This window comes from [Anoxybacillus] calidus (genome assembly GCF_013760845.1).
In the GTDB taxonomy this organism is placed as follows: Bacteria; Bacillota; Bacilli; order Bacillales; family Anoxybacillaceae; genus Paranoxybacillus; species Paranoxybacillus calidus.
The window spans coordinates 375,079-392,975 of sequence record NZ_JACDUU010000001.1 but is presented as its reverse complement, the minus strand read 5'-3'; the positions used below and the strand labels follow the sequence as shown (position 1 = coordinate 392,975).

Here is a 17,897-nt window from a genome sequence, read left to right as displayed (position 1 = left end):
TTAGTAGTTGATAACTTCAACACATTCTCCCCCTTGTAAGTAATTCATCACCGTCTGGACATCTTTATCACCGCGTCCTGAAAGACAGACAAGCACCGCCTCTTCTTTTGTCCGTTCCTTAGCGATTTGAAATGCTTTTGCTAATGCATGAGCCGATTCAATCGCCGGAATGATTCCTTCTTCTTGTGCCGTTAACTGTAAAGCCGCTAATGCCTCGTCGTCCGTAATGCTGTCATACTGCACGCGCCCCGTGCTTGCCAAATAGGCATGTTCAGGACCAACACCAGGATAATCAAGCCCTGCAGAAATCGAGTAAGGCTCGATAATTTGTCCATGCTTATCCTGTAAAAGATAAGTGAAAGAGCCGTGAATCACCCCTTTTGTTCCTTTCGTGATCGTGGCAGCGTGATAAGAAGTATCGACACCTTTCCCCGCTGCTTCCACACCGACAAGAGCGACATCCTCTTCCAAAAATGGATAAAACATTCCAATCGCGTTGCTTCCGCCGCCAACGCAGGCAACGACTACATCAGGGAGTTTTCCTTCCCGCTGTAAAAATTGACGTTTGGCTTCCTCGCCAATAATTTTTTGAAACTCCCGCACCATCAACGGATACGGGTGCGGACCAACAACAGAACCAATCATATAATAGTGGTCGTCACAATGCTGTACCCAGTAACGAATCGCTTCATTTGTCGCATCCTTTAATGTTTTATTGCCGCTTGTGACGGAAACGACTTCTGCACCAAGCAATTTCATACGGAATACATTCAGCTCCTGCCTTTTTACATCTTCTTCTCCCATAAAGACGATGCATTCCATACCGAATCTTGCCGCTACAGTCGCCGCTGCCACCCCGTGTTGTCCTGCTCCCGTTTCCGCAATGATTTTTTTCTTGCCCATTCGTTTGGCTAGTAGCGCCTGCCCAATTGCATTGTTGATTTTATGTGCACCTGTATGATTTAAGTCCTCGCGTTTTAAATAGATTTTTGCTCCATTAAATTTTTCTGTTAAATTTTTCGCAAACGTTAACGTTGTCGGTCTTCCTGAATATTCATACAACACTTGCAAATATTCGTTAAGAAACCTCTCATCTGCTAACGCTTTTGTTAATTCTCTTTCAATTTCTTCAATCGGAAGCATAAGGGTCTCCGGGACGAACTTACCGCCAAAATCTCCGAATCTACCTCTCTCATCAGGAACAGCTCTCATACTTTTCCACCTTCTCCTCAATGAATTGTATTTTTCGTTTATTTTTCTGTTCACCATCTTCAATGCCGCTGCTTATATCAATCCCATGCGGCTTGTAACGCAATAACTCCTCAATATTGTCCGGATGCACCCCACCGGCAATCAAACAACGAACTCCCTGTCTTTCCGCTTCTAAAAGATAAGACGGCACAAACTCCCAATTAAATGAAATTCCTGTACCCCCCCATTCCCCTTTCACTTGGCTGTCGATGATATATCCATCTGCTATGCCGTTAAAGCGCTTCATTTGTTCCAGCGCCTCTTCGCTATGATGAATCACTTTCCAGACAGACAAACGGGTCGCTTTTTTTATTTGGATGATTTGCTCTGGCGTCTCTTTACCATGGCATTGAATAATCGAGAGCGGTACTTCTTTCGCAATATGCGCAATTTCGGAAACGGAAGCATTAACAAATACTCCTACCAGTTTCTTCTTGTTTAATTTTACTATTTTTATCCATTCTTTCACTTCACTTGGCTGCACTTGACGCTTGCTTTGCGCAAAAATAAGACCAAGATAATGCGCCCGGCTGTCAGCACTTGTTTGCAAATCTTGGAGCGAACGATGGCCGCAATATTTAAGGAGTATCGACAAAGCTGTTCACCTCGCCAAATAGTTCACGAACTGCTGATAGAACATTTTCTTTTTTCATAAGCGATTCCCCGACTAAAATCGCATCCGCCCCGTATTCCCTTACAGTTTGTATCTCTTTATAACTGCTAATTCCGCTTTCGCTGACAAATAAACTTTCTTTTGGAAGCAACCGGGCCATTTCTTTTGTTGTATCGAGCGATGTTTGAAACGTTTTTAAATTTCTGTTGTTAACGCCAATCAGTTTAGGCGTAAACACGGTTAAAATTCGTTCTAACGTGTCTCGTTCATGAACTTCAACGAGACACTCCAGTCCTTTTTCATAGGCTTCTTCATAAAGGTCATAAAGCTTTTTCACCTCCAGTGCTTCGCCGATTAAAAGGACGGCATCCGCGCCGATTCGTACGCTTTCTTCGATTTGTTTTCGATCGATAATAAAATCTTTTCGTAAAATCGGAACTTGAACCGCTTGTTTAACCTGTATTAAGTAATCGCGGTGCCCTTCGAAATATCGCTGGTCGGTGAGAACGGAAATCGCAGCAGCTCCGGCTTCTTCATACGCCTTGGCAATTGCTATAGGTTCAAAATTTGGGCGAATCACTCCTTTAGAAGGAGAAGCTTTTTTCACTTCAGCAATAAGAGCAGGTTTTCGCTTAGAATGTTTTAAAGCATTGATAAGTGAGATCCTTTTAACATTGTTTTGCGGTGGCAAGATGATCGTCTCGATTTCTTTTCTTTTTGTTTCTAAAATTTGTTCAAGCATGTTTTTTCCCTCTCTTTTATAAGTAAACGTTGAAAATGGAATAACGTTTTTCCGCTGACAATCGCTTCTTTTGCCATTTCGGCTCCCTCGCGTATCGAGTTGACTTTCCCCGCTACATATAGCGCGATTCCTGCATTAATGCTGACGATGTTGATGGCGCTCTCGTTAGCCCTTCCATATAAAATTTCCTTTAATAATTGAGCACTTTCCCTAACGGTTCGCACTTGAATGTCCGAAAGTTTCCCTCTGGCGAGCCCGACGTCTTCTGGAGTTATCACAAAGCGGTGAATGTTGCCATCTTTTAATTCAACGACATCGGTAGGGGCAGCAATGCTGCATTCATCTAAGCCATCCCGTCCGGTAACGAGAACAACATGTTCAGAGCCAAGTTTCTTTAGCGTGCGCGCCATTTTTTCGGCATAATTGGTTGAATAAACACCAATTACTTGCCGTTTGCATTTGGCCGGATTGGCCATCGGTCCAAGCAGGTTAAAAACGGTACGGAAACCAATTTCTTTTCGCGGTATGGCAGCGTGTTTCATCGCCGAATGATAAAGCGGGGCAAATAAAAAAGCGAGTCCTCTCTCATGAAGAGCCTTTTTTGCTTCCTCCGGGGTCGTCTGAATATCAATTTGCAGCTCTTCAAGCACGTCCGCGCTGCCGCTTTTTGATGATACGGCTCTGTTTCCATGTTTGGCTACTTTGATTCCAAGCGATGAAGCAACGATCGCTGCGGCTGTAGAAATATTAAAGGTAGAAGCCTTGTCTCCACCTGTACCGCACGTATCAATCACATCTTCGTCATATTGAACCGTCATCATGCGGCTTTGCATTCCTTTTACCATCCCTGTCAATTCATCAACCGTCTCGCCGCGCAAGCGTAAGATGGATAAAAAACTGGCAATTTGACTAGCTGTTGCTTCTCCTGACATAATTGCTTTCATCGCTTCATATGCCTCGTTTTCCGTTAACGTATCTCCCTCAATGCATTTCGCTAACAACTCTTTAAACATAGGCCTCCCCCTTTTGTTGAAACAATTGCTCCGCTAGAATAATCGCCTTCATTAATGCACTTGCCTTATTATGCGTTTCTTTCCACTCTAATTCCGGCACTGAATCAGCTACAATACCTGCCCCTGCCTGGATATAAGCATAGCCGTCTTTCACAATGGCCGTTCGAATGGTAATGCATGAATCGATGTTTCCATCAAATCCAATATACGCCACCGCTCCTGCATATAAATTCCGCGCTGTCGGCTCAAGTTCGTTAATGATTTGCATCGCCCTCACCTTTGGCGCACCGCTGACGGTTCCCGCTGGAAAAGCAGCCAACAACGCCTCAATGGGATGAATGTCTTCTCGTAATTCTCCTGTCACTTTGGAAATAAGATGCATAACGTGCGAAAATTTCCCAATCTCCATTAAAACAGGAGTCTTTACTGTGCCGTATTTCGCCACTCTTCCAACATCATTTCGGGCTAAATCAACTAACATATAATGCTCTGCCTGCTCTTTTGGATCTTTCATCAGTTCATCGGCAAAATAGCGATCTTCTTCTTCTGTTACACCTCTTCTTCGCGTTCCGGCAATCGGGTGAATTTCGATATGAAGGTTTTGCACTTGAATTAATTTTTCTGGAGAGCTCCCTACAATCTCAAAGCCGTCCATACGGATGTAAAACATATATGGTGACGGATTAACTTGCCGCAGCATTCGGTATAATTGAAAGCCACTGATGCGAACAGGAATGGTAAAGCGCTGCGACAACACCGCCTGAAAGATATCACCGCTGGCGATATAGTTTTTCACCTTTTCCACAGCACGAATAAAATCTTCTTTCGTATAGGTCGAGGCCATTTTAGTCAACGTTACTTTCACATCTTGTTCCTCATAAAAAATCGGTAAAATTTGTTGCGTAAAGCCTTGAACAATTTTTTTCATTAGCTCATTTACTTTTTTCACCGCTTCATTGTACTTTTTGACAATAGTTTGTTTTGTATCATGAGGAGACAATCTCACATAATGAAAAATAATGAGCTCTCTTTTCATGTGATCAAACGCAATGAGCGATTCACAAAACATAAAATGCGCTTTTTTGAGCATTAAATCATCATTCGAATGGCGCTGTACTTTTTCGATTGAGGAAATCATGTCATAACTTAAAAATCCAACTGCCCCGCCCTTAAACGGGATTTCCGATTCAATGGGTTTGATATTTAATTCATGTTTGACAAATAAAAACGCTTCTTGCAAAGTTTTCGTTTTTAAGAGTGTTTCACCTTGGCTGCTAACGACAGAGAATAACGTACCGTCTATGTTTTCGATTGTCAGAAAGGGAGACAGACCGATAAAAGAATAACGCGACCATGGGGATTGTTCATCTTTACTTTCTAGCAAAAAGACCGCTTCCTCCTGCAAATTTTCGAACATTTGCAGAGGGTTGAGTACATCAGCAAAAAACCGTCGAATGATTGGAATTGTTTGAAAACGTGAAGCATCTTCTAAAAACGCGGAAATCATGATCATTCTCTCCTCCATTTTTCGTGGACGGAGAATGAGGGTTTAGAGGTATTGAAAGGGGAAATAAATAAACAAGAGGCTGTCTCAAAAACAAGAGGTCAGACCTCGCCATCACAATATACTACTGTATATAGGGAAGTGTCTTATATATCGTGTATTATGCGCGAGGTCAGCTCCTTATGGGACAAGCCTCAGAAATGTGCAAAACGTCCTCTGCTCACCTCAACTAAACTCACTCATTCTCGTCTATTCTCAACTCATCTTACTCAACTAATGATTAATTTAAGTTTAATAATATTATAGTTCGTCTTTTCCTGTCAATGACAAATCTGGTCGAAGTTGAACAGCTTCGCGTAAATAAATATGGCGTATTTCTTCTTGCTGCTTCGCTGTGTTCACTGTCATCATTACGCGAATACAACGCGGCAATGAATGAGGGACAGGAATTTCCCTCATGCACATAACAGGTACATATGTCCATCCTTCCATATTACGCAACGCTTTTGCCGGGAACGCTGCCGTCAAATCATCCGTCGTAGAAATAAGCACAAAAGCAACATCGTTTGCTTTTACATCATTTGTTTTAATGATTTCCCGCAATAGCTCTTCCGTTGCTTGTATAATCTCTAATTCCTCGTTACGTTCAACTGTTGTTGCCCCTCTTATTCCTCTGAGCATCTTTCATCCCTCCCTTCTCATTTCTCTAATTGTATTTGAGAAAATTGTTGAATGAAGGCAAGCAATTGTTCATCTTCAAATTGTTTTATTTCTACATGACCAATATCCTTTAGTAATACCATTCGAACATTTCCTGCTTTTGCTTTTTTATCGCCCTTCATTTTTTCAAGAAGGCGTGCAGCTTCCAAATGGTTTGGAATCGAAACCGGGAAACCGTAGCGTTCGAACCATGAAACAAATTCGCGATAATGCAAAGTATCATATTCTTTCTCACTCAACCAAATCGCAAATAGCATACCTAACGCTACAGCGTCTCCGTGCGTAATTGAACCATACCCAAGCTCACTTTCAAGCGCATGACCAAGCGTATGTCCGAAATTTAAATAAGCGCGAATGCCTGTTTCCTTTTCATCTTCACGAACAATGTCCGCTTTAATTTGAATTCCTTTTTTAATACAATATTGCAGTTTTTCTCCTTGTAAGTCATCAAGGTTGTGTATATGTTCCTTTAGCCAGTGATAAAAGTTAGCATCCTTAATGAGCGCATGTTTGATGACTTCGGCAAAGCCTGAACGCATCTCTTTTTCCGGAAGCGATTTTAGCAAAGAAATGTCATAAATGACTGCTTCAGGTTGATGAAACGCACCAATCATATTTTTGCCGAGCGGATGATTAATGGCCACCTTGCCACCAACAGCGCTGTCATGGGCAAGAAGAGTTGTCGGTACTTGGATATATCGGATGCCGCGCATAAAAGTGGCGGCGACAAACCCAGCTAAGTCTCCAACAACACCTCCGCCGAATGCGATAATCACTGAATCGCGGTCAAGTCCGTATGTAAGTGCGGCACTTTGGCATGCATAATACTGTTCGAATGACTTTGCTTTTTCTCCATTCGGTATAGTATGTGTAAAAACTTTATATTCATCGCTTAAAATGGAAACAAGCTTTGATAAATAAAGCTTTTCTACTGTTTCATCAGTAATGATCAAAATATTCGATATACTTCCCGGCAAAGCTTTGAGCTGTTGCGGCAAAAAGTGAAGGGCTTCGTCACCTAAAACTACAGAATATCGCTTTAATTTCGTTTCAATTGCAATTTGTTCCATCTTTTAAAACTCCCTTGCATAGCGGCGCATTTTCTCGACGTTTTCCGCAATGACGTCCATGCGGTCTTGACCGAACTGTTCGACAATCGCTGCAGCTATTTCCCAAGCTACAACTGCTTCAGCAACAACACTTGCAGCGGGAACGGCACAACTGTCTGAACGCTCAATGCTCGCGGCAAATGGCTCTTTCGTCTCAATATCGACGCTTTGCAATGGCTTATACAGCGTCGGAATCGGCTTCATCACCCCGCGGACAACAATTGGCATTCCCGTTGTCATACCGCCTTCAAATCCACCGGACCGGTTCGTGCGTCTTTTAAAACCTTCTTCTTTGCTCCAAATAATCTCATCATGCACTTCGCTGCCAGGAAGTCTTGCCGCTTCAAAACCGATACCAAATTCTACACCTTTAAATGCATTAATGCTCACAATTGCTGCAGCAATTTTTGCATCTAATTTTCGATCGTAATGCACATAACTGCCAACACCGACAGGAACGCCTTCGACAATAACTTCAACAATTCCGCCAATCGAATCACCATTTTTCTTCGCTTCATCGATGGCTTCCATCATTTTCACTTCTGCCTCTTTGTCAAAACAGCGGACCGGGGATTGTTCTGTTACTTCCTGCAGCTCTTCAAGCGAAGAAAAGGATAAATTTTTCGCCTTCACCCCGCCAATTTCAAGAACATGACCAGCCACCTTAATTCCGAGTTGCGCTAAAATTTGTTTTGCAACAGCACCAGCAGCAACGCGCACCGTCGTCTCCCGCGCTGAGGAGCGTTCCAACACATTGCGCATATCGCGATGTCCGTATTTAATCGCCCCGTTTAAATCGGCATGGCCCGGACGAGGACGGCTCACTTTCCGTTTTACTTCTTCCTCCGCCCCTTCTTCAAGCGGCTCAATTCCCATAATGTTCGTCCAATGTTTCCAGTCGCGATTTTCAACGACAAGTGTAATCGGCGAACCTAACGTTTTTCCATGACGCACACCGCTTAAAATTTTAACCTCATCTTTTTCAATTTGCATTCTTCGGCCGCGTCCATATCCTTTTTGCCTGCGGGCAAGCTCGACATTAATATGCTCAGCGACAAGCGGCAACCCTGCAGGCACTCCTTCCAAAATGGTCGTCAGCTGTGGGCCGTGAGACTCTCCTGCTGTCAAATATCTCATCTCATTCTCTCCCTTCATCTCTTTAAAGCGATTATGTAACAATATAACATAAAATCGCTATTTTGGAACCCCTATGATAAAAAAAGAATTCATCTTTTCGATGAACTCTTTTGCCATTATTGAACTTTCCGGTAAAAGAACGTATCTTCTGTTTCAAACCCGTATAAACCCGGATTAAAAATTTGTTCAGTACTCCCTACAAAAAAGATGCCGCCCGGTTTTAGGGCTTTATTAAATTTATGGTAAAGGGCATGTTTCGCTTCTTCAGTAAAATAAATTAACACATTCCGACACACAATTAGATCGTAATTCACATCAAATGGATCTGCAAGCAAGTTATGCTTTTTAAAGGTAACGGTCTTCTTTATATCTTCGCTAATTTTATAGTGCAGTCCCTCTTTTGTAAAAAATTTCTTCTTAATCTCTTCCGGAACTTCCTGCAAAGAGCGCTCTGGATAAACGCCGATTTTCGCACGGGAAATAACGTTTTCATCAATATCTGTTGCCAACACAGAAACTTGGGAAAGCGGCATAAACTTCGACAAAATGATTGCTAACGTATATGGCTCTTCTCCGGTGGAACATGCGGCGCTCCATACTTTCAATCGCTTATTCTGCGCCAAAAGCTTCGGCAAGATCTTTTTCTCAAGTACTTCCCACCGTTTGGCGTTACGGTAAAATTCCGAGACATTAATCGTCATACGATCAAGAAATTCATGAAATAATTTTTCGTCGGCTTCCATCGCTTTAAAAAATTCATGAAAGTTTTTAAATCCTCTTTTTTCATATAACGAAGTAAGACGCCGTTTCATTTGCGCCTCTTTATACTGGGCCAAATCAATGCCCGTTTTCTTTTTGACGTTCGCAATAAACTGTTGATAATCGTTCATACAGTGTACTTCTCCTCTTCACCCTAGTCTGATTGCTTGAATGTCTCTTTAACTACTAGTATAGCGTAAAACAAAATGGAAAAAATAGATAATTTTATAAAAATATAAAAGGCGACCGCCCCATCGATTGAGTCAATCGCCTAACCTTTATGATTAATAAATCCACTCATTCATTAATTTTGAATAATTAACAAGCTCTTCACCTTTAAAGAATAAATTAATTTCACGTTCTGCGCTGGCTGGTGAATCGGAGCCATGAATAACGTTTTTGCCAACAGTTAAACCAAAGTCACCGCGAATCGTTCCAGGTGTTGCTTCTTGCGGATTGGTTTTTCCCATCATTTGACGGGCTGTCGCAATGACATTTTCACCTTCCCAAACCATTGCAAATACTGGACCGGATGTAATGAAATCAACTAGTTCACCAAAGAACGGACGCTCTTTATGTTCTGCATAGTGCTGCTCTGCTAATTCTTTAGACACTTGCATTAATTTAGCCCCGACAAGTTGAAACCCTTTTTTCTCAAAGCGCGCTACGATTTCGCCGATTAAATTGCGTTGGACCCCATCAGGTTTGACCATTAAAAATGTTCTTTCCATAACGTATTCTCCACCCCTACAATGTTATGTATCAGGAATACAGGATTCCCATAGAAATAGTATCATTGTTTGAACAAGTTAGCAATATAATCCAATGAAAACGGTTTAAAATTTTCGTTTTCCAATGTATTTCGCGATATTATAAAACGTGTTACGCGCCTTATTTTTCGGCAGCTGCTCTAAAATAGCAAGCGCTTTTTGCAAATAGCGATCGCTGACAGCATATGACTTTTCAATTGCTCCGGTTTGTTTAATAAGCGAAATGATTTCTTTCATCTCATCCGGTGATGTTTCAGGAGTAATTTGCGTAATCTTTGCTTTTACTTTTTCATCTTCCATCGCAAAAAAGACAGGCAAAGTAATATTTCCTTGTAGCAAATCGCTGCCTGCTGGTTTGCCAAGCTGTTCTTCAGTGCCGATAAAATCAAGAATATCATCGGTAATTTGAAACGACATTCCAACATAATAGCCAAATAAGTAAAGGCGCTCATAAATCTCTTTAGGCGCCTCAGCAGCAAGCGCACCAAGCTGACAGCTGACCGCAATTAATAATGCCGTTTTTCGCTTAATTCTCCGCAAATAGCATCGCAAATTTTGATCGAAACGATACTTGTCGCTAATTTGCTCAATTTCCCCTCGGCATACTTCGACAAGCGTATGAGCTAAAATTTGGTGAATCAGCGGCTGATTGAACTGTGTCATTAGTTCAAGTGAACGGGCAAAAATATAATCACCTGTATACATGGCAAAGCGGTTGCTCCACTTCGCTTTAATTGTTTCCTTCCCCCGCCGCAGCTCGGCATCATCAATAACATCATCATGCACAAGAGAAGACATGTGAATAAGTTCTAACGCGACAGCGACATGTTTCATCCGTTCAATGCTATAGTTTCCAAACTTTCCAGCTAATAGAACAAATATCGGACGAATTCGCTTCCCACCTGCTTGCAACAAATGAAGAGAGGCTTCACTAAGCAGCGGATAATTGGACTGAATCGCTGTTTCCAACTCTTTTTCAACGATGTTTAAATCTGTATTCAAGAATGAATACATCGCTTTTAATTTCATATTTGTCACCTTAATCTCGCGGTTTGTATCCTAAATGCATTGCCGCCACACCAAACGTGTATGGCTTTACCTCTACATTGACAAAGCCGGCATCGCGGAACATTTGCGCAAGTTCGTCCATTCCTGGAAAATCGCGTGCCGATTCTTGTAACCATGAATATTCTTCATAGCTTTTGGCGAATATTTTTCCAAACAGCGGCATGATAAAGCGGAAATAAAAGTAATATAGCTGCCTAAAGCCAATCAATGTTGGTTGTGATGTTTCCAAACAAACCACTTTCCCCCCCGGTTTCACGACGCGATACATTTCTTTTAATACGGTCATATAGTCAGGTACATTTCTTAAGCCAAATCCAATTGTAACGTAATCAAATGTATTATCAGAAAACGGCAACTGCATCGCATTTCCATGAATGAGCGTTACATTTTTCAAAGCGCGCTCATTGACTTTTTGTTCTCCCACTTTCAACATATTTTGGCTAAAATCAAGTCCGTATACTTCACCAGTTGGACCAACCGCTTCTGCCAAAGCAATCGTCCAATCAGCCGTTCCGCAACAAACATCGAGCGCCTTTGTTCCTTTTTGCACATTCATTCGCTTCATCGTATCTTTTCGCCATGCTAAATGCCGCTTGAAGCTAATGACCGAATTCATTTTATCGTAATTGTTATAAATTTTTTCAAACACATGATGAACCCGTTCTTCTTTTGATTGCTGCATACATCTACCCTTCTTCCACCGTCTTTTTCGCCATCATTGAGTAATCGCCAATTAACTCTGATAGTCTTGCCTTAAGCAGCTCATTGACTTCTAATTTCAGCTTGAGAATTTCTTCTTTGCAATGGTCAATGTAACGATTGCAAATATGAAGCAAATACTTTTTTTGCTCTTTTGTTATTTCTTTGTTTTTCGAAAATAAAATAGCTGCCATTTGTTCAAAAATAAGCGAACGTTCCGTTTTTAAATACCCTTCTTTTTCTTTATTCAATCGTTTCAACAAAAGATAATAGTAAGTGAATTTAGACGATGTATGCGAACCGTAATATTCACCCATTTTGCATATTAAGGAAGATTCAATGACGGCCGTACTATGAAACAGAGCCTCAATCCGTTCAATATCTTTTTGATAAAGGCGAATTTTATGTTCATTAATTTCTTTAATAGCTTCAGCAAATAAGCCAATTAATTGAATATGATTGGCTTTTGCTAAATAATTGTAATATAAACTACTATACAAATCTCCAGCTAATACGGTTAATTGTCTTTCCTTGAGCAGATCATTCGCTTTATCGGGCAAAGAGTTGGTCACTTCATCATGGGTATCAAGGGCGATTTGCACAAGCATCATCGGGACGATATGATGTTGAATTTCCTCTTCTGAAAGGTTGGCATCTTCCAATACTCTAAGCGACAATAAAATCCGATCTTCATCAATTTGTCTTGTTGATATGTGCTGGATTAAATATGGATGATGAAGGAATTCTTGAATTTTTTCCTTTAACGTTAACACTCTTTTTACAATCGTTTTCAACATAATCACCCTTGCTTCCCCAAAAATAACATGATCAAAATATACAAATTCAATTATAGCATAACTTTTTTACAATTGGCGCTATTTTGTCGTAATTTCGCTCGTCACTTTTTGGTCTCGGAAGTAATTTCCCCATGGCGCGTTTGGATCACCGCTTTTCCACGTACTTTAATCGCAGATGTATGCTCTGTAAATTGAGCGATTAATACTTCCCCATTATCTAGTTTTTCCGAATGGTGAAAGCGCGTATCAGCTCCCCTTGTCAAGCCGATAACATTTACACCATCTTCTAACGCTTTAATGACAATATAATCGTTCTGTTGATACATTCTGGTATTTTCCCTCCTTAACGTAATGAATATCTGTTTTACCTATTGTGTAACAATATATATTTTTTATTGTTTAATTAACGATAAAACTTCCGCGCGAGCAGCCTGGTCTGTCACAAACATTCCCCTTACCGAGGAAGTAACGGTTTTTGCACCTGGTTTTTTCACACCGCGCATTGTCATACACATATGCTCTGCTTCTACAACGACCATAACTCCATGCGGATTAAGCGTTTCAACAATCGAATCAGCAATAGTGGAAGTAATGCGTTCTTGAAGTTGCGGGCGGCGCGCTACCGCTTCAACTGTACGTGCTAATTTGCTTAAACCCGTTACTTTCCCACCACGTGGAATATAAGCGACATGAGCAAGACCAAAAAATGGAACTAAATGATGTTCACACATTGAATAAAAAGGTATGTCTTTTACAAGCACCAGCTCTTCATGCTCCTCGCTAAACACCGTTTTTAAATGTTCACGCGGGTCTTCATTCAACCCTGAAAACACTTCAGCATACATTTTAGCAACCCGCTTCGGTGTATCGCGCAATCCTTCACGATTTGGATTTTCACCGATTGCCTCTAATATTAACCGAACAGCATGCTCAATTTGTTCATAGTTGATATTCCCCATGATTTCCTCCTACTTCAAGTATGTTAAATGTAATCAGATTCTAGCATACATCTCTCTTTAAAAGCAAAAAAGAAGGGTAAGCACGATGGCTAACCCTTCTTCGAAAGCTCTTTTTCTGTTTAAGATGAGCTCAATTTATGTAACATTACTTAACAGCGTCTTTAAGAGCTTTCCCTGGTTTAAATGCAGGAACTTTGCTCGCAGGGATTTCCATTTCTTCACCTGTTTGCGGGTTGCGTCCTTTACGTGCTGCACGCTCGCGTACTTCAAAGTTCCCAAAACCGATTAATTGAACTTTATCGCCATTTTTAAGAGCTTCCGTAATAGATTCGAAAACAGCATCAACTGCTTTTGTTGCATCTTTTTTAGAAAGACCGCTAGCTTCTGCAACAGAATTAATTAGTTCTGTCTTGTTCATACCATTCACCTCCTCCCAAAGATGTTAAAATTTTATAAAAAATTACTTACTTTCATTTCTTCACACTTTTGTGCTTTTCTATACATGTGACACGCCTAATATTAAACGATTCACGTACATAATTCAACATATTTTCAGCAAAACAACGCAATTTAGGCATATTTCACCAAAGAAACTAAGATTTTCTGATAAAAGATTATCATATGTCCCATTTCTTATCAAGATAAAATCCGTGTTTTTAAGCATGTCACGCCAGTTTCGACAAAAAATCGCCTTCATCAAAACTGGCGTTCACAAAGTACTGTCAGCTAAAAACGTTGAACGATTGAACTTCAACATGTTCCATCGTAGCAAAAATTAACGAGTCTTTCAAAAAAAAGAGGCTGACCAAAGTGTCAGACCCCACAACCATCATATATAGGACATAACAATATTATGAGTTACAAGTGAATTCAAGACACTTATCAGGTCAGCACCAAAATTACAATATAATCGCAATAAGTCCGCCAGAACCTTCATTAATGATTCGTTCTAATGTTTCCTTCAGCTTATAGCGGGCGTTTTCTGGCATCAGCGCTAATTTCGCTTGAATACCTTCTCTAACAATTGAACTTAACGAGCGACCAAAAATATCTGAATTCCAAATAGATAATGGATCATCTTCAAAGTCTTGCATTAAATAGCGGACTAATTCTTCACTTTGTTTTTCTGTACCAATAATCGGAGCAAATTCAGACTCGACATCAACTTTAATCATATGAATAGAAGGAGCTACCGCTTTTAAGCGTACTCCAAAGCGAGAGCCTTGGCGAATGATTTCTGGTTCATCCAAGCTCATGTCAGAAAGTGCAGGGGCTGCGATGCCATACCCCGTTTGCTTCACCATCTTCAATGCGTCAGCAATTTGGTCATACTCCGCTTTTGCATGGGCAAATTCCTGCATGAGCTGCAATAAATGATCTCTGCCGCGAATTTCTACCCCAACCACTTCTTTTAAAATTTGGTCGTACAAATCGTCAGGTGCGTATAAGTCGATTTCGGCAATTCCCTGCCCCATTTCAATGCCCGCTAAGCTTGCTTGCTCAATAAACTCATACTGTCCGAACTGTTGAACAACACGATCAACATCGCGCAAACGTTTAATATCTTTCACCGTATCTTTTACCGCTTCTTGATAACTTTCACGAAGCCAATGATCTTCACGAAGCACCATTACCCAGCTCGGCAAGTTGACGTTCACTTCAAGCACGGGAAATTCATATAATGCTTCACGAAGCACGTTATAAACGTCTGCTTCGCGCATGCTTTCAACACTCATGGCCAGCACTGGAATATCGTATTTCTCGCTTAATTGCTGACGAAGCGCTTCTGTTTCTGACTGATGAGGTCGAACTGTATTAATAATCATAATAAACGGTTTACCGACCTCTTTTAGCTCGTTAATCACGCGTTCTTCCGCTTCAATATAGTCCTGACGAGGAATCTCACCAATGGAGCCATCCGTTGTAATGACGACACCAATCGTCGAATGTTCTTGAATGACTTTTCGTGTGCCGATTTCTGCTGCTTCGTGGAACGGAATTGGTTCTTCATACCAAGGTGTATGAATCATTCTTGGGCCGTTTTCATCTTCGTAGCCTTTTGCACCAGGAACAGCGTATCCGACGCAATCTACTAGGCGAATATTCACTTCCAATCCTTCATCAACATTTACTTTGACCGCTTGATTGGGAACAAATTTCGGCTCCGTTGTCATGATTGTTTTTCCAGCTGCACTCTGCGGCAATTCATCTTGCGCCCGCGCTTTATCTGCTTCATTCTCGATATTTGGAATGACAACGAGCTCCATAAATTTTTTAATAAACGTCGATTTGCCTGTACGCACCGCACCAACTACTCCTAGGTAAATATCACCGCCGGTTCGTTCGGCGATATCTTTAAAAATATCGAACTTTTCCAAATGACTCCCCTCCAGTCTTCGAGTCGTTGGACAAACTGACCCTTTTGCTAGTATTCTAGGACACTATATGAATATGATGTTGTCCTATTGAATTATGACTAAAAATAAATAATAAAAAATCCCTTCTCTAGAATGTATTCTCTAAAGAAGGGCTCATGACTTATTTTATTAAAAAAATCGGCTCATTTTTTTGTGGATCAATCGTATATGGCACAGAGTAAGCTGGGACGAACAACGAATTGTCTACCAATAAATCGCGGATATCCTCTCCAGGCCGATATGAATGGTTTACTTTCTTCAATGCATCATATAAGTCCATTCGATAATCAACATATATTTCACCGTTATAGTCAATAAGAAATGGGAGATTGTTTCCGGAAAAAGGGCTCACTGCATAAGGTGGCTCTTTATATCCAAGCTTTTTATAATCTAATGTAAAAATCCCTTTTGCAACCATATCTTTAAATGGTGGATATCCTTTTGAATCCCGATACATTTTAATACGTAACTTTAATTCGCGTATTTTTTCAGCGATGCGCAAATCTAATAGCTTCACTGTCGGTTTTTTCTCGACATCGACAAGAACATATTGAAAAATGCCGCCGCTCTCAAATGCATTTCCCGGTGGTTCCTGCATATACTTCGGTATTAATTTATTAAAATCAATCGGGTATTTTTGATAGATCGGTGTTTTCATATCGCGATTATGAATAGGCAATAAGCCGCCGTTTGCTTCGCGATACTGATCGACAGCCGACTGTACGGATGCTACTTGATCTTGATATGGAATTTGGTTTTGTTTTAACCGCTCTTCAGGATATAAACATCCTGATAGCATTAGCATCGTCGAAAAAACGATGAAAAGCCTTGAAAATGCCTTCATAACACCTCATCCTTTTATGATCAAACTATTCTTGCACCGGGCCGCTGAACACGACAAAAATAATAATCAATCCAGCTAAAATCATTAACACATATGCGATAAGTGCAAAAATAAACTTTAATACTTTGTTTTTCGTCTTATATCGGCTGAAATAAATGGAAAATACAGAAATAAACATGAAAACGATCGATGCTAAAGCAATCCACATTTTTACTAGCCCTGGTGACATTTTATTTCCCCCTTTTTTTCGACAATCATTATATCATAAACATGAAACGAATCTAATAGATTGCTCTGCTCATACACAAAAAAAGCTGAAGTAAAGCGGGGCTCTTTACTTCAGTATATTTTGGTGCTACCCTTTGTCCGGGGCTCAGGTCTATATTTGTTCGTAGTATTGTATGCAATGCTAAACTTTCTTGCATCATCTATTGCCTATTTTCAAAAATCATTTAGTATTTTCGCTCCCCTAAAATATTGGACAAATCTTCCATTTCATGCGTTTTCACGCGAGACATTAATGAGTCAACCGCTGCTTTTGGGTCTTTGCCATTAAAAAGCACATCATATAAAGCGGTTGTAATCGGCATTTCGACGTTCATCTTTTTCGCAAGCTGATAAGCCGCTTTTGTTGTGCGCACTCCTTCGACAACCATCCCCATATTGTCCAGCACTTCATCAAGGCTTTTTCCTTTTCCCAGTAAATTTCCGGCCCTCCAGTTGCGTGAATGAACGCTTGTACACGTAACGATTAAATCACCGATGCCTGTTAGTCCAGCGAATGTCAGCGGATTCGCACCAAGTGTGCTCCCTAAGCGGGCAATCTCCGCCAAGCCACGCGTCATAAGCGCTGCTTTCGCATTATCTCCATATCCTAATCCATCTGTAATTCCAGCTGCAAGCGCAATAATATTTTTTAACGCTCCACCAATTTCAACACCAATTAAATCAGGATTTGTATAGACGCGAAAATAGTGATGATTCATAAATAAATCTTGAATGCGTTCCGCTGCTTCCATATTTTTCGAAGAAACCGTAACAGTAGTAGGTTGACGTCTGCTCACTTCTTCAGCATGACTCGGGCCAGATAAAACGACCACATCTTTTAGAAATGCCCCCGCCATTTCTTCTTCAATAATTTCAGAAATGCGCTTATTCGTATCAGGTTCAATTCCTTTGCTGACAGTGACAATTGTAATTGGCTGCTTTAAGCATTCTCGCACTTTTCTTAATACTTCACGAATTGCTTTTGTCGGAACAGCGAGCACAACCGTCTCAATATTCGTTAATGCTTCACAAAGATCGGCATAACCAACGATCGCTTCAGGTAATTCAATGCCAGGCAAATATTTTTCATTTGTATGTTTTTCGTTAATCTCGTTAATTTGGTCTTGGCGATGTCCCCATAAGCGAACAGTATGACCGTTATCAGCAAGCACCATCGCTAAAGCAGTTCCCCAGCTTCCAGCACCTAAAACAGCAATTTGCTCCAATG

The 17,897-nt window shown here is 40.8% G+C and carries 20 protein-coding genes; all 20 read right to left on the bottom strand.

The window, feature by feature from the left end:
- The 20 genes from trpB to HNQ85_RS02080 all read right to left on the bottom strand — a co-directional run bounded on the left by trpB (position 1) and on the right by HNQ85_RS02080 (position 17,895).
- Positions 1-1,212, bottom strand: coding sequence for a tryptophan synthase subunit beta (gene trpB / locus HNQ85_RS02175; RefSeq protein ID WP_181535771.1), 1,212 nt, complete (start codon positions 1,210-1,212; stop codon positions 1-3).
- Positions 1,196-1,846 (bottom strand): phosphoribosylanthranilate isomerase, encoded by a 651-nt coding sequence (locus HNQ85_RS02170; RefSeq protein WP_181535769.1) that lies wholly within the window; start codon positions 1,844-1,846, stop codon positions 1,196-1,198. Before HNQ85_RS02170 ends, trpB begins: the two co-directional genes overlap by 17 nt.
- Positions 1,830-2,606 carry an indole-3-glycerol phosphate synthase TrpC gene (gene trpC, locus HNQ85_RS02165; protein WP_181535767.1) on the bottom strand — a complete coding sequence of 259 codons (777 nt, stop codon included), beginning with the start codon at positions 2,604-2,606 and terminating at the stop codon, positions 1,830-1,832. Before trpC ends, HNQ85_RS02170 begins: the two co-directional genes overlap by 17 nt.
- Positions 2,588-3,619: an anthranilate phosphoribosyltransferase gene (trpD, locus tag HNQ85_RS02160; protein WP_181535765.1), complete on the bottom strand. Its 1,032-nt coding sequence runs from the start codon at positions 3,617-3,619 to the stop codon at positions 2,588-2,590. The genes trpC and trpD overlap by 19 nt, the downstream gene beginning before the upstream one ends.
- Positions 3,612-5,132 carry an anthranilate synthase component I gene (gene trpE / locus HNQ85_RS02155; protein WP_181535763.1) on the bottom strand — a complete coding sequence of 507 codons (1,521 nt, stop codon included), beginning with the start codon at positions 5,130-5,132 and terminating at the stop codon, positions 3,612-3,614. The genes trpD and trpE overlap by 8 nt, the downstream gene beginning before the upstream one ends.
- A 291-nt stretch (positions 5,133-5,423) precedes the next feature.
- Positions 5,424-5,804 carry a chorismate mutase gene (aroH, locus tag HNQ85_RS02150; RefSeq protein ID WP_181535761.1) on the bottom strand — a complete coding sequence of 127 codons (381 nt, stop codon included), beginning with the start codon at positions 5,802-5,804 and terminating at the stop codon, positions 5,424-5,426.
- Between the two features lie 17 nt (positions 5,805-5,821).
- Positions 5,822-6,913, bottom strand: a complete 1,092-nt coding sequence (gene aroB / locus HNQ85_RS02145) for a 3-dehydroquinate synthase (protein WP_181535759.1) — start codon at positions 6,911-6,913, stop codon at positions 5,822-5,824.
- Positions 6,914-6,916: 3 nt separating this feature from the next.
- Positions 6,917-8,089, bottom strand: coding sequence for a chorismate synthase (gene aroC / locus HNQ85_RS02140; protein ID WP_181535757.1), 1,173 nt, complete (start codon positions 8,087-8,089; stop codon positions 6,917-6,919).
- Positions 8,090-8,205: 116 nt separating this feature from the next.
- On the bottom strand, positions 8,206-8,979 hold the full coding sequence (locus HNQ85_RS02135; protein ID WP_181535755.1) for a CheR family methyltransferase: 774 nt from the start codon (positions 8,977-8,979) through the stop codon (positions 8,206-8,208).
- Between the two features lie 153 nt (positions 8,980-9,132).
- Positions 9,133-9,579, bottom strand: a complete 447-nt coding sequence (ndk, locus tag HNQ85_RS02130; protein WP_181535753.1) for a nucleoside-diphosphate kinase — start codon at positions 9,577-9,579, stop codon at positions 9,133-9,135.
- A gap of 105 nt (positions 9,580-9,684) precedes the next feature.
- The gene (gene hepT / locus HNQ85_RS02125) at positions 9,685-10,647 is read right to left on the bottom strand and encodes a heptaprenyl diphosphate synthase component II (protein ID WP_181535751.1); all 963 of its coding nucleotides are present in this window, start codon (positions 10,645-10,647) and stop codon (positions 9,685-9,687) included.
- 10 nt (positions 10,648-10,657) lie between these two features.
- Positions 10,658-11,368 (bottom strand): demethylmenaquinone methyltransferase, encoded by a 711-nt coding sequence (locus HNQ85_RS02120; RefSeq protein ID WP_181535748.1) that lies wholly within the window; start codon positions 11,366-11,368, stop codon positions 10,658-10,660.
- A gap of 4 nt (positions 11,369-11,372) precedes the next feature.
- A complete protein-coding gene (locus tag HNQ85_RS02115) occupies positions 11,373-12,182 on the bottom strand; it encodes a heptaprenyl diphosphate synthase component 1 (protein ID WP_181536487.1) in 810 nt (269 codons plus the stop codon).
- A 101-nt stretch (positions 12,183-12,283) separates the two neighbouring features.
- Entirely contained in the window at positions 12,284-12,508 is a 225-nt protein-coding gene (gene mtrB / locus HNQ85_RS02110) for a trp RNA-binding attenuation protein MtrB (protein WP_181535746.1), read from the bottom strand.
- A gap of 66 nt (positions 12,509-12,574) precedes the next feature.
- Positions 12,575-13,141, bottom strand: coding sequence for a GTP cyclohydrolase I FolE (gene folE, locus HNQ85_RS02105; protein WP_181535744.1), 567 nt, complete (start codon positions 13,139-13,141; stop codon positions 12,575-12,577).
- A gap of 145 nt (positions 13,142-13,286) precedes the next feature.
- Positions 13,287-13,559: an HU family DNA-binding protein gene (locus HNQ85_RS02100; protein WP_152642883.1), complete on the bottom strand. Its 273-nt coding sequence runs from the start codon at positions 13,557-13,559 to the stop codon at positions 13,287-13,289.
- A gap of 481 nt (positions 13,560-14,040) precedes the next feature.
- Positions 14,041-15,519, bottom strand: coding sequence for a stage IV sporulation protein A (spoIVA, locus tag HNQ85_RS02095; protein WP_181535742.1), 1,479 nt, complete (start codon positions 15,517-15,519; stop codon positions 14,041-14,043).
- A 160-nt stretch (positions 15,520-15,679) separates the two neighbouring features.
- On the bottom strand, positions 15,680-16,402 hold the full coding sequence (locus HNQ85_RS02090) for a hypothetical protein (RefSeq protein ID WP_181535740.1): 723 nt from the start codon (positions 16,400-16,402) through the stop codon (positions 15,680-15,682).
- 25 nt (positions 16,403-16,427) lie between these two features.
- Positions 16,428-16,631, bottom strand: a complete 204-nt coding sequence (locus HNQ85_RS02085) for a DUF2768 domain-containing protein (RefSeq protein WP_181535738.1) — start codon at positions 16,629-16,631, stop codon at positions 16,428-16,430.
- A 223-nt stretch (positions 16,632-16,854) separates the two neighbouring features.
- Entirely contained in the window at positions 16,855-17,895 is a 1,041-nt protein-coding gene (locus HNQ85_RS02080) for an NAD(P)H-dependent glycerol-3-phosphate dehydrogenase (protein WP_181535736.1), read from the bottom strand.
- Between the last annotated feature and the right edge of the window lie 2 nt (positions 17,896-17,897).